9 protein-coding genes are annotated in these 13,175 nt (G+C 60.4%); 2 read left to right on the forward strand and 7 right to left on the reverse strand.

Annotated features, from left to right (window positions below; genetic code table 11):
* Positions 1 to 9 precede the first annotated feature (9 nt).
* A complete protein-coding gene (locus tag K419_RS0114365) occupies positions 10 to 3,423 on the forward strand; it encodes a type I restriction endonuclease subunit R (protein ID WP_026842205.1) in 3,414 nt (1,137 codons plus the stop codon).
* 113 nt (positions 3,424 to 3,536) lie between these two features.
* Here the strand turns inward: K419_RS0114365 and K419_RS0114370 are convergent, their stop codons facing one another.
* The 7 genes from K419_RS0114370 to K419_RS0114400 all read right to left on the reverse strand — a co-directional run bounded on the left by K419_RS0114370 (position 3,537) and on the right by K419_RS0114400 (position 10,906).
* Positions 3,537 to 4,379 (reverse strand): FAD/NAD(P)-binding protein, encoded by an 843-nt coding sequence (locus K419_RS0114370; protein ID WP_026842206.1) that lies wholly within the window; start codon positions 4,377 to 4,379, stop codon positions 3,537 to 3,539.
* A 139-nt stretch (positions 4,380 to 4,518) separates the two neighbouring features.
* Positions 4,519 to 5,529, reverse strand: coding sequence for a 4Fe-4S dicluster domain-containing protein (locus K419_RS0114375; RefSeq protein WP_026842207.1), 1,011 nt, complete (start codon positions 5,527 to 5,529; stop codon positions 4,519 to 4,521).
* Between the two features lie 169 nt (positions 5,530 to 5,698).
* Positions 5,699 to 6,643 (reverse strand): 4Fe-4S dicluster domain-containing protein, encoded by a 945-nt coding sequence (locus K419_RS0114380; RefSeq protein ID WP_026842208.1) that lies wholly within the window; start codon positions 6,641 to 6,643, stop codon positions 5,699 to 5,701.
* The gene (locus K419_RS0114385; protein ID WP_012528470.1) at positions 6,640 to 7,167 is read right to left on the reverse strand and encodes a hydrogenase iron-sulfur subunit; all 528 of its coding nucleotides are present in this window, start codon (positions 7,165 to 7,167) and stop codon (positions 6,640 to 6,642) included. The genes K419_RS0114380 and K419_RS0114385 overlap by 4 nt, the downstream gene beginning before the upstream one ends.
* A gap of 173 nt (positions 7,168 to 7,340) precedes the next feature.
* Entirely contained in the window at positions 7,341 to 9,338 is a 1,998-nt protein-coding gene (locus tag K419_RS0114390) for a CoB--CoM heterodisulfide reductase iron-sulfur subunit A family protein (protein ID WP_026842209.1), read from the reverse strand.
* 33 nt (positions 9,339 to 9,371) lie between these two features.
* Positions 9,372 to 10,325: a CoB--CoM heterodisulfide reductase iron-sulfur subunit B family protein gene (locus K419_RS0114395; protein ID WP_026842210.1), complete on the reverse strand. Its 954-nt coding sequence runs from the start codon at positions 10,323 to 10,325 to the stop codon at positions 9,372 to 9,374.
* Entirely contained in the window at positions 10,322 to 10,906 is a 585-nt protein-coding gene (locus K419_RS0114400) for a 4Fe-4S dicluster domain-containing protein (RefSeq protein WP_026842211.1), read from the reverse strand. The genes K419_RS0114395 and K419_RS0114400 overlap by 4 nt, the downstream gene beginning before the upstream one ends.
* Positions 10,907 to 11,465: 559 nt before the next feature.
* Here K419_RS0114400 and K419_RS0114410 point away from each other — a divergent pair.
* Positions 11,466 to 13,175: an ABC transporter ATP-binding protein gene (locus K419_RS0114410; protein ID WP_026842212.1), complete on the forward strand. Its 1,710-nt coding sequence runs from the start codon at positions 11,466 to 11,468 to the stop codon at positions 13,173 to 13,175.

A 13,175-nucleotide genomic window follows, 5' to 3' on the forward strand; every position in this document is an offset into this window, starting at 1 on the left:
GAGGGCGTCATGATCACCGACATCAACAGCGAAGATCGACTGGTGCAGACTACCTTTGCCGATCATCTGGAAAAGGCGCTCGGCTGGGACAGCGTCTATGCCTGGAATCAGGAAGATTTCGGACCGAACAGCCTGCTGGGACGAATTGATACCCGGGAGGTGGTTCTGAAGCGCGATCTGCGCCAGGCCCTGGTCAGGTTGAATCCGCAGCTCCCCGCTTCGGCCGTAGACGAGGCGATCGCCAAACTTTCCCACCACGATTTCACCCGCTCTCTCCCGCAGCACAATCAGACCTTCCACAAGATGATCCGAGATGGCGTCCCCGTCAGCTACCGTGAAACCAACGGAACGCTGCGCCACGCACAGGCGCGGGTGATCGATTTCAGGGAGTCCAAGAACAACCGCTTCCTCACCGTGAGGGAGCTGAAAATAACGGGCCTGCGCTCGCCCAACTACAATCGCCGGGCGGACCTGATCTGCTTCGTGAACGGCCTGCCGCTGGTATTCATCGAGCTGAAAGCGGTCTACAAGAACATCCGGGCCGGATTCGACAACAACCTCAAGGATTATCTGGACGAGCACATCATCGCCCATGCCTTCCATCACAACGTATTCCTCATCGTCAGTAACGGACATCGGGCGCGTTACGGTTCCATCACCAGCGAATGGGATCATTTCGCGGAATGGAAGCGCCTGAATGAGAAGGACAAGGGGAGCGTCGACGCTGAAGTACTTCTGAACGGCATGCTGAAAAAGGAACGTCTCCTGGATATCGTTGAGAACTTCGTGCTCTTCGATGCCAGCAAGCCGGGGGCGGTTCGGAAGGTCGTGGCCCGCAATCATCAGATGTTGGGCGTCAACCTCGCCGTGGCATCGGTGCAGCGTCAGGAAAAGCTGAAGGAGCAGTTCCCGCCGGATCAGCGCCTCACCTACCGCGTTGTCAACTTGTCGCGGGAACAGGCCACGGATGCTTCCCTTGTGCCGCTACTCTCTTACGTGGAGGGTGAAGAGGAAACAAGCGCGGAGCGACGCATCGTCAATCTCCCGGAAGCGGCTCACCCCGATTTGGGCAAATTAGGGGTTTTTTGGCACACACAGGGAAGCGGCAAGTCGTATTCCATGGCGTTCTTCGCGGAAAAGATCCGCCGCACCATACCGGGCAATTTCACCTTCGTCATAATGACCGACAGGAACGACCTGGATAGCCAGATCTATCGCACCTTTGTCGGCTGTGGCGTGGCAGACGAACAGACGCCACGCGCCGGTTCCGGTAAAGAGCTAGAGCAGCTTTTGAAGCAGAACCATCGGTACGTCTTCAGCCTGATCCACAAGTTCAACCAGGATGTGAACCCGGAAGAGCCCTACAGCCGCCGGGACGACATCATCGTGATCTCCGACGAGGCGCACCGCACGCAGGCGGGGAAGATGGCCCGCAACATGCGCATGGCCCTCCCCAATGCCGCCTTCCTCGGCTTTACCGGCACCCCGCTCTTCAAGCACGACCACCTCACGCGGCGCATCTTTGGCGACTACGTTTCCTGTTACGACTTCAAGCGTTCAGAAGAGGACGGCGCAACCGTGAAACTGGTTTATGAGAACCGGGGCGAAAAACTCGGTCTCACCCGGCTGGACCTGAACGACCGCATCGCTGACGCGGTTGAAAAGGCCGACCTTGATCCTGACCAGGAGGCTTTGCTGGAAAAGCTCCTCGGGAAGGATTACGAGGTGATAACCGCCGATGATCGGTTGCAGAAGATCGCCGCCGACTTTGTCGAACATGCCATCACCCGCTGGGAATCCGGCAAGTCGATGTTGGTATGCGTGGACAAAATAACCTGCGCGCGCATGTACAAGATGATCGTTCCGTTGTGGCGCAAGAAGTTCATGGCGCTTCGGATGGAGACCGCAGGCGTGGTGGCGAAACTCTCCGGCGAGACGGACCCCGAGACCCGAAAGGAGCTTTGCGCCAAGAGGGACCGCCTGATGGGGCAGCTCGCTTGGGTGGAAAGCACCATTGTCGAGGTCATCATCAGCGAGGGGCAGAATGAGGTGAGGGACTTCAAGAAATGGGGCTTCGACATCATCCCCCATCGCCTGGTCATGAAGCAGGGGTTCGAGACAGATGACGGCAAGAGGGTGGATGTTGAATCCGCCTTCAAGAATCCGGAGCACCCGTTTCGCATCGCCATAGTCTGCGCCATGTGGTTGACCGGCTTCGACGTGGAGTGCCTTTCCACCCTCTACATAGATAAGCCGATGAAGGCCCATACCCTGATGCAGGCCATTGCGCGTGCCAACCGGCGTTACCCGGGCAAGGACTTCGGCCTCATCGTCGACTACAACGGTATGCTGAAGAGCCTGCGTGAAGCTTTAGCGCAGTACGCGCTCGGGAACGAAGGGGGGGGAGAAGAGATAGTCGCCCCGGTCGAGGAGCGGGTAAAGGCACTTTTGGATGCCATCGAGGAAACCGAAGCCCACCTTGCATCCCTCGGCTTCGACTCCCGGTGCCTGGTTGGGGCCAAGGGATTCGACCGTATCCTGGCTTTGGCGGACGCTGTGGAAGCTGTATATACAAGCGACGAGGCCAAGCGGCGTTTCGAGATACTCGCTCGACAAGTTTTCATACGTTTCAAAGGGCTGCTGATGGAGCCGTCAGCTTTCCTCTATGCCGAACGCCACGACAACATAGAAGCCGTGTACAAGAAGCTCACGGAACGAAGGGACACTGCCGATGTCACGGCTCTCCTCATGGAACTGCATCGCATAGTGAACGAGGCGATCCAAGCGCAGGAGTCCAGGGTCTATGAGAAGGATGGAAAATTCTACGACTTGAGCAGCATCGATCTTGAGAAGCTAAGAGACGAGTTCGCCCGCAAAGTGCGCCGCAAGGCAACCGCCCTACAGGATATAAGAGAACTGGTCGAAGCGAAGCTGGCGGAAATGCTGGCGCGTAATCCAATGCGGATGGATTACTACAAGCGTTACCAGGAGATCATCTCGGACTATAACCGCGAGAAGGATCGGGTAGCCATCGAGGAAACTTTCGCCAAGCTGGTGGATCTGGCGGCGAGTCTCGATGAGGAGCAACGTAGAGCCGTGGAGGAAGGATTGAGCGAGGAAGAATATGCCTTGTTCAGTCTGCTGCAGCGCGACGATCTCAGCAAGGCGGATAGGGAGCGGTTGAAAAGGGGGAGCCAGGAAATGCTGAAGGCTCTGCATGAGTTGCTGGCGCCCCTTGAACAGTGGACTCAAAAAGAGCAGACACAGGCCGAAGTGGAGGTTTTCATACTTGACCATCTGTACCAGATGCTGCCATCGCCGCCTTTTACCGACGCTGACAAGCAGACGGCGGCCAAGGAAGTCTACAGTTTCATCTGGAACACCAATTTGTCGCCGGCGTACCATGGTGCCGCGCTTTTTTAGGTCAGGTTAAAACTCGAGAAAAGATTGTTTGTAGAACGAAAAGAGGGGGAAAGGCATCGAGCCTTTCCCCCTCTTCTCTTTATTACCCGCCGTTGCTGTGACCCGCGGTTCTCCTAGAACTCCTGCGACATCGCCTTTACTTCGCCGGCGGTGAAGACCGGGCCGTCTTTGCAGACGTAAACGTTGCCGACGTTGCAGCGGCCGCATTTGCCGACGCCGCACTTCATCCGGTTCTCCAGCGTGGTGTAGATATGGTCGTCGGCGAACCCTAGGCGCTCCAGCACGGGGAGGGTGAACTTGATCATGATTGGCGGTCCGCAGACGAGCGCTACCGTGTTCTCGGAACTGGGCGCTGCTTCCTCCAGGACGTTGGGGACGAAGCCGACTTTGCCGTCGAAATCCGGTCCGTTCCCGCCGGGATCGACGCACTTCACCAGCCTCACGTCGTCTCTTTGCTGCCACTCGGCAAGCTCGCGCTTGTAGACCAGGTCCGCCTCGGAGCGGGCGCCGTAGACGATGGTGATGTCCTTGAACTTGTCGCGCAGGTCGAGGCAGTTCCAGATCACGGTCCTAAGCGGCGGGAGCGCGATGCCCCCGGCTATGAATACCAGGCTCTTGCCGAAGAACTGCTCGATGGGGAAGGAGTTGCCGTAGGGGCCGCGCACGCCGATGGTATCGCCGACCTCAAGTCTCCTGAGCGACTCGGTGACCCTACCGACGCTCCGGAAGCAGCACTCTATGTACCCTTTTCTGGTAGGAGCTGAGGCGATGCAAAAGGTGGACTCGCCGGCGCCGAAGGCTGAATATTCGGCGAACTGCCCTGCACGGAAGCTGAAGTTCTCGCGGACCTGCTCGTCCTGGAAGACCAGGCGCAGGGTGCGGACATCGGGGGTCTCGTCGACGATGGCCTCGATAGTGGCAAGGTTAGGCAGGTAGATGTTGTTCGATTGGCACATGGATTCTCTCTCGTGTCTAAGCTCCCTCCCCCCTTGGGGGGGGGGGGGGGGGGGGGGGGGGAAGTGGCCATAGGCGTTGCCGATAGCACCTTCACCCACCCCCCGACCCCCTCCCATCAAGGGAGGGGGAGAGATGGGGTTAATCCTGCTTTGCGTTGATGGTGCTGAGGATCTCGGCTATGTCGATTCCTACCGGACAGGCGCGGACGCAGCGACCGCAGCCGGTGCAAAGTGTCCTGCCGAACTTGTCGTCGTAATACTTGAACTTGTGCATGATCCGGTTGCGGTAGCGCTTGTTCTGCACGTCGCGAGGGTTGTGGCCGGAGGCGTGGTTGGTGAACTTGCTGAAGCCGCAGGCGTCCCAGTGCTTGCGGCGGGAGCCCTGCTCGGTGCTCCCTTCGTCGTTGATGTCGAAGCAGTGGCAGGCCGGGCAGATGAAGGCGCAGGAGCCGCAGCCGACGCAGATGTCCGAGATCTTCTCCCAGAGCGGGTCCTCGAAGTGCCCCTCAAGCCACTTCTTGATCTTCACCAGGTCCAGCTTTTCCGTCCCCTGCTCGGCGAAGGGGGCCGCGTCCGCCGAAGCGGCTTCGCCGAAGAGTCTAGCGTGGGCATCGACCAGGGCCTTTCCTTTTTCCGTGACCGCCTTGCAGGCGTAGGAGCCGTCCTTGAGCGGGGTGAGGAACAGGTCGCTTCCAGTATCAGTATCGGGTGCGAGGCCGACCGCGGTGCAGAAACAGGCGTCGTCCCCCTGGGTGCAGGCGATCCCCACGATGGTGCTCTTGCGGCGGCGCTCCAGGTAGAACTCGTCGTTGTAATCCCAGGAGAAGACGGCGTCCAGGATGGCCGGAGAGGCGGCATCGCAGGGGGGCGCGCCGATTAGCACCGTTTCGGGGAAACGGGAGCGGTCCACGTCGGTCACCTGCATCTTCCCGTCCAGCCTCTGGTAGGAAAGGATGTTTTCGCAGATGGGAAAGAACAGCTCTTTGGCCGAGCGGCGGGGCAGCGAGTCGAGCGTGAGTTCCGACCCGGCGGCAAGCGGCTGGTACAGGACGACCGAGTCCGCCTGTTTGGGTCCCACCACGACTTTCGACTCCTTGACCAGGAGGTCGATCAGATTGCGAAGGTTCTGTTCCGTAATTATCTGCGGCATAAGGATTCTCCTATAAAGCAATTGACAATTGACAATTGACAATGGACAACGATCTTTAGGTGGCCAAGGAGGCCGCGTAGCTGGGCGCGCCTTGACCGTTTTTGCCTTTGAACCCCTCGCCCTCTGGGAGAGGGACTGGGGTGAGGGTGTTGCTAACTGGTAACAGCTTCTACTTTATGAACGACTGGTCGTCGTCTTCCTTGTACTGGTTGAGCGGCCCTTTCTCGGCGGGTGCTAAGCCTGCCTCGTAGTCGTAAAGCTCCTTCAGCTCCTTTGCCATGCGCCGGTTCAGGAGGTTCAGCGGGATGTCCATCGGGCAGACGCGCTCGCACTCGGCGCAGCCGCCGCAGCGCCCGGCCAGGTGCATGGCACGCACGATGTGCCAGGCGGTGTTTCCTGCGGGCCTGGGGGAGTTCTCCACCGCCTGGGGGCGGTTCTTGTCGCACAGGCACTGCTCGCAGTAGCAAAAAGGGCAGACCTGGCGGCAGGCCATGCACCGGATGCAGCGGGAGAAGTGCTCCTTCCAGAAAGCCCAGCGCTCAGCCTGCGGCAGCGCCTCGATGCGCGCCATCTCCTCGGCTTCCAGCGGGGTCAGGCCGGAAAGTTCGGTGGCGGCACCCGCCACAAAATCAGCCCCCTCCGGGTGATGTACCGTGCACTCATGGCACTTCCTGGCAATGTTGGCTTCGGTCACCGACTCGCTGCGTTCGGCCCTGGAGCCGTAGACCCCGGCGCAGTCGACGGCGATGATGAAAAGATCCTCCCGCTTGATCTGGGATTCCCCCATCAGTCCGGCCAGTGCGCGCATGTCGCATCCCTTGGCGACGATACCGATCCGTCCCTGCTTCAGCACCCCTTTCTTTGACTTGGTCAGGTAAACCGAGAGGTTGTTGACGCAGGCCGGCGAGAAGATGAGCTTTTCCGCCTCTTCCGGCGTGGTGATCAAGGCCGGGCGGGCCGTCCCCTTGCGGCGGCCAGGGAGGTAACCGACAACGCCGGCCACGGTTCCATCCTTAAGGACCTGCACTGCCTGCGTGCGGATCGCCTGGGTGACCGCCTGGTAGTAGGACGGCTCGATGCAGCTCGACTGGTTTTTGTTTGCTTTAGCGTTCATATCTTGTCGTAAGCCTCTTTGAGTTCAGGCGTGTTCACGACGCCGGGGACGTCCGCCATAGCTTGAAAGGCAGACCACTGCTCCTCGTGTTCCAGCGATTTGAACTCCAGCATCGGTCCCATGGCGCGCACCCTCTCGGTCAGTTCGGTCACTACCTCGACCCACTTTCCCCCTTCGGCGGCGGAGACCCAGGAGAACTGGAGTCGGTGCAGGTCGACCCCGACGAAATCAAGCAGGGCGCGGAAGGCCGCAAAGCGGCGCCGGGCGTGGAAGTTGCCTGCCATGTAGTGGCAGTCGCCGGGGTGGCATCCCGAGACCAGCACCCCGTCCGCCCCTTTCTGGAAGGCGCGCAGGATGAAGACCGGGTCGATGCGCCCGGTGCAGGGGAACTTGAGCACCCGGACGTTGGCCGGGTACTGCATCCGGCTGGTGCCGGCCAGGTCCGCGCCGGCGTAGGTGCACCAGGTGCAGACGAAAGCGACTATCTTCGGCTCGAAATCGTGCTGTTTAGCTTCAGCGTGCATGGAGAATCCTTTAGATAGCTGAGTCTAAAAGCTCACCACAGAGGTCACAAAGGATCGCAGAGGTCACAGAGAAAAAGAAATCAGGTTCGGGTTTAAAACCCCCAAGCTCTTGGTTTACCTCTGTGTCCTTCGTGAACCTCCGTGACCTCTGTGGTAAAGCTTTTCGGTTTGTTTTACAGCGATTCGATCATCGCCATGATCTGCTCGTCGGTGTAGCCGTCGAGCTCGACGCTCTTGGACGGACAGGTGGCCTGGCAGGTGCCGCAGCCGCCGCAGACGCCGGGGTTCACGTAGGCCACTACCTTGACCAGATTCCCCTGGCGGTCCCTGATCTCTTTCTCCTCGACGGCGCCGTAGGGGCAGACCTTCTTGCAGGCGAGACAGCCGACGCAGTACTTCTCGTTGACCTTGGCGACGACCGGGTCGCGCTCCAGCTGGTCCTTGGAGAAGAGCGTCATCACCTTGGCCGCGGCGGCGGATGCCTGGGAAACGGTGTCCGGGATGTCCTTCGGTCCCTGGCAGGCGCCGGCCAGGTAGATCCCTGCGGTGGCGCATTCCACCGGCTTCAGCTTCGCGTGGGCCTCGGAGTAGAAGTTGTACTTGTCGTAGGAGATGCCGAGCTTCTGGGCCAGGAGGTCGGCCCCGTCCTGGGCCTGCACCGCGGTGGCCAGGACCACCAGATCGGCTTCTATTTCCACCTGCACGCCTACCTGGATGTCGCTCCCCATCACCACGATCTTCTCGCCCTTCTGGTACAGGCGGGAGACCATCCCCCTGATGTAGACCGCTTCCTCTTCCTCGACGGCGCGCCTCCAGAACTCGTCGTACCCCTTCCCCGGGGTCCTCGCGTCCATGAAGAAGACGTACGCCTGGCCATCGTGCACCTTGTGGTGGTAGAGCATGGTGTGCTTGGCCGTGTACATGCAGCAGACCTTGGAGCAGTAGGAGATACCTTTCTCCCTGGCGCGGGAGCCGACACATTGGATGAAAACCACCTGCTTCGGTTCTTTGCCGTCGGAGGGCCTCAAGATCTTGCCGCCGGTCGGGCCGGAGGCAGAGGCGAGCCGCTCGAAGGTCATGCCGTCGATGACATCGGGGATGGCGCCGTAGCCGAACTCGCCGTATCCCTGGATTGGGCTGCCCTCAGGCTTTCTGTCTATGGAGTAAAGCTTAAATCCGGTGGCGACGACGACCGCGCCCACGGCTTCGACGGAGAAACGATCCTCCTGCTGGTAGTCGACCGCTCCCGGGCCGCAGACCTTGGCGCAGACGCCGCACTTGCCGCTTTGGAACATGGTGCAGTTCTCGCGGTCGATGACGGGGGTGTTGGGGACCGCCTGCGGGAAGGGGACGTAGATGGCGGTGCGCAGCCCGTGCCCCTGGTCGAACTCGTTGGGGATCTTCTTTTTCGGGCACTTGGTCATGCAGATGCCGCAGCCGGTGCATTTGGACTCGTCCACCGAGCGCGCCTTGTGCTTCAGCGTGACCTGGAAGTTGCCGATGTACCCCTCGACCTTTTCGATCTCGGAATAGGTGTGCAGGGTGATGTTCGGGTGGTTGGCGACGTCGACCATCTTCGGGGTCATGATGCACTGGGAGCAGTCAAGGGTCGGGAAGGTCTCGGAGAGCTGCGCCATGTGCCCGCCGATGGAGGGCTCGCGCTCGACCAGCACCACCTGGTGCCCCGCGTCCGCGATGTCGAGAGCCGCCTGGATTCCGGCGATTCCCCCGCCGATGACAAGCGCCCGCTTGGTGACCGGCACGGTGATGGGCGCGAGGGACTTACCCTTCTTGACCCGCTCCACCATGAGCTTCACGATGTCGCTGGCCTTGGCCGTCGCGAGCTTCTTGTCCTCGTGGACCCAGGAGCAGTGCTCGCGGATGTTGGCCATGTCGCAGAGGTACGGGTTGAGACCCGCGGCCGATGCCGCTTTCCTGAAGGTCTTCTCGTGCATGCGCGGGCTGCAGGCCGCCACCACCACGCCGTCGAGCTTGTGCTCGGCTACGGCCTTCTTCAAAAGGTTCTGCCCCGGGTCGGAACACATGTACTTGTAATCGCAGGCGTAAGCTACGCCGGGGATCTCCCCGGCGGCACTGGCCACCTGCTCCACATCCACGGTGCGGGAGATATTCTCGCCGCAGTGGCACACAAAAACGCCGATTCTGGACATAAGCTCCTCAATCGTTAGCTGCCGGCCCTTGGGCTACAGCAGTTGTTTCTCTCTTAAAAGCGGCTTCGGGTCGGTGATGACGCTCTCGAAGCCGAGGTTCCCGGAGGGGACTCCCATGGCGAGGGCGGCGAGCTGCGTGATGTAGAAGACCGGCAGGTCGCGCTGGTCCTTGGGTGCTCCTTGCTGCAGCTCGGAGCCGAAGATGTTGCCGAACAGCGTGGAGTCGGGGGCGCCATAGGCGTCCTTGATCTCCTTCTGCCTGATGTCGAGGTTGCCGTGGCAAAGCGGGCAGGCGACCATGATGCAGTCGGCTCCGGCGAGCCGCGCGGATTCCAGGATGGCGTTGGAGAGCTTCAGTACCACGCCCGGGCGCGACAGGGTGAAGTTGGCCCCGCAGCACTCCATCCGGTGCGACCACTTGACCGGCTCGGCGCCGAGCGCGCGCAGGATATCTTCCATGATGCTCGGGTCCTCGCAGTCGTCGAGCTCGGGGACTTCGGGGGGGCGGGTGAGGAGGCAGCCGTAGTAGCTTGCCACCTTCAGCCCCATTAGCGGCTTCTTGACGCTCTCCTCCAGCTTGGACAGGCCGAATTCCCGCGCCAGGATCTCCAGGATGTGCTTGACCGGCTTGTCGAGGGCAGCCGGTCCGGCGATTGCGGTCTCGACCTGCTTCCTCTTCTCCTCGTCCTCTTTCAGGTGGTGCTGCGTGGTCTTAAGCCGCGAGAAGCAGGCGGCGCAGGCAACGGCCAGGTCACCTTCGACCTGCTCCGCCAGCGAGAGGTTCTTGGCGCAAAGGGAGAGCGACAAAAGCTCGTCCACGTTGTGGGCCGGGGTAGCGCCGCAGCAGAACCAGTCCGGCACCTCCTTCAGCCCGACGTTCAGCGCCTTGAAGAGCGCCCGGGTGGAGATGTCGTATTCGCGCCCCGAAGCGTGCAGAGAGCAGCCGGGGTAGTAGGAATAATTGAGCCGTTTCTTGCCAGGTGTCACAGCGCCTCTCCTTTCTTGCGCATCTCCTCGATCCTCTTGAAGATCGCCTCGATCTCACCGATGTTCTTGTTTTTCGAGTGGAACATCTTGAGCTTTCCCTTGGAGATCAGCTTCGGCCCGAGCATCAGGTCTTTCAGGAACTGTCCGCTCTTCATGTTGAACGCGGCGCCCAGCCTCAGCTCGTACTGCCTGCCGTAGGTGCGGATGTTCTCAATGAAGAGCCGGTTGGCGAGCTGCACGTAGCTCTCCTTCGAGGGGCCGTCGGCGTCCCAGGAGAGCTTTCTCAGCGCGTCCATGATGGCGGCGAGGTCGACCTTGTTGGGGCAGCGGGTGGTGCAGGTCTCGCAGGAGGCGCAGTACCAGATGGAGCGGCCGGCGAGGACGCGCTGCCCTTGCCCGAGCTGCAGCAGCCGGACGATCCGGTTGGGGGGGTGCTCCATGAACGCCGACATCGGGCAGCCGGCGGAGCACTTGCCGCACTGGAAACAGCGCCGCACCGAGCTGCCGGAAAGCGCCTCCACCTTTTTCACGAAACCGACGTTCATGGTCTCGTTCGACAGGTGCATCAACTTGTTTTTCACAGCGGACCTCGTGAGGTAGTGGGAAATTTAATAAACGGCGAGAATCATACGACCACTCCGACCGGGACGCAAGGAGAAAGTTCCTTCATATGTCATTCTTTAAGAACATCGTTTTACAAATGACCGTTTTGGCGGGTGTTGAAAAAAAGCAGCTGGAATATACGCCATTTTAAAACAAAAAAGCAAGGATTTGTTTCGCGTTGAAGTCATTGAAAAAGAAGGAGTTTTAAAGAAAGTGGCGCTAATTGCGTGAAATTATCAAGAAATTACGGCGACACAATTCGAAGAAAAATGTAAATTTTAAAACAACGGTGGGCGGACCAGCGATATTAGGCTAAAGTCACTGAAGTTACAGGGAAAAGGAAGCAAATGCGTACCTTGTTGCACCAGCAGCTGAAAGCGGGCGTTTGGTGCGGGTATACACGATTTTAAAACAAAAAACGTTCATGTGGCGGGGGGGTAAAAGCTTTGACAGGAAAAGTGAAATGTAATAATAGTACCGTGGCGTTAGACCCGGACGAGGTGTGCCATCGAGGAACTGAAGAGACTATACCGCTACGTGCGGACCTGCAGGGGGGCCTACCTGGGCGGCGCGCTGCTGCTGGTCGGCACCAACCTGTGCGGGCTAGCGATTCCCTGGCTGCTGAAGCTCGCCATAGAGGAGTTGCAGCATCCGGCTTCGGGCCGCTTCACCCCAGGGCAGTACGGCGCCATGATCGCGGCAGCCGCCGTGGGGCAAGGGATAATCCGCGTTTTCTCACGCACCACGCTTCTTAATGCCGGCCGCCGCATCGAATACCTGCTGCGCGAGGACCTCTACGGCAAGCTGTTGACGCTCGACCGCACCTATTTCTCCAACTGGCGCACTGGCGACATCCTCTCACGGCTGGCTAACGATTTGACCAACGTCAGGATGCTGCTCGGCTTCGGGGTGCTGAGCGTGCTCAACACCTTCATCGTCTACACCGCCGCCCTTATACTGCTGACCCGCATCTCCCCCTTTCTCACCGTCTGCGCCATAGCCCCTTTCCCGTTGATGATCTTCATCGTGAAGAAGCTGAGCGCCTCGATGTTCAAGACCTCCAAGCGGATGCAGGAGGCGCTTTCCAGGCTGACCACCCGGGTGGAGGAAAACGTCTCCGCCGCCGCGGTGGTGAAAGCCTATTGCCGCGAGGATGGGGAGATCGAGACCTTCCGGCAGGCCTGTGACGGCTACAGCGACGCGAGCATGGCGGTCGCGAAGATCCGCGGGTTTATGCTCCCGATCATGGCCTCGACCGGCGCTTTCGGCACGCTCATCATCCTTTTCGTCGGCGGCGCGCAGGTAGTCAGCGGGGAGCTGACCCTGGGCGGCTTCGTCGCCTTCAACGGCTACCTTGCCATGCTGGTGTGGCCCACCATCATGCTGGGATGGATCCTGAACCTGGTGCAGCGGGGTGCCGCCTCCATGGCGCGGCTGGGCGAGATCCTCAACGCTAGCGCCGAGCTGGTCGAGCCGACCGACCCCGTCGATCCCGGCGAGATCAGGGGGGAGGTCGAGTTCAGGAACCTCACCTTCTCCTACGGCGCCACCGAGATGCTGCGCGGGATAACGTTGAAGATACCCGCAGGCTCCCGGGTCGGCATCGTCGGGGTGGTGGGAAGCGGCAAGTCCACCCTGGTCAGGATGATCCCCAGGCTTTTCCCGGTGCCCGATGGCACCGTTTTCGTCGATGGAGTCGATCTGAACCGGATGTCCTTGGAGAAGATCCGCGCCGCCGTAGGGTTCGTGCCGCAGGAAGGTTTTCTCTTCTCGCGCAGCATCGCCGAGAACGTCGCCTACGGAAAGCCCGGGGCGGGGAGAGAAGAAATCGAGCGCGCCGTAAGGATAGCCGGGCTCGCCGGGGACGTCGCGCGTTTCCCGCAGGGGTTGGAGACCCTGGTGGGCGAGAGGGGGGTGACCCTTTCCGGGGGGCAGCGGCAGAGGGTTTCCATAGCGCGCGCGCTTCTGAAGGAGCCGAGCATACTGGTGCTGGACGACCCCCTTTCCGCGGTCGACGCCGATACCGAGGAAGAGATTTTGTCCGCCCTTTCCGGCTACTACGGAGAGCGGACGGTTCTCATCGTATCGCACAGGCTTTCGCCCTTGCGGGGGTGCGACCAGATCATCGTGCTCGAGCAGGGGGCCATCGTCGAGCAGGGAAGCCACGAGGAGCTTTTGGAGTTGGGCGGGCGCTACGCCGCAATCCATAAGGAAGAGCAGTTGAAGGCGGAGATAGAGAGGCTTTAG

The organism is Citrifermentans bremense R1 (assembly GCF_000426865.1).
In the GTDB taxonomy this organism is placed as follows: domain Bacteria; phylum Desulfobacterota; class Desulfuromonadia; order Geobacterales; family Geobacteraceae; genus Geomonas; species Geomonas bremensis.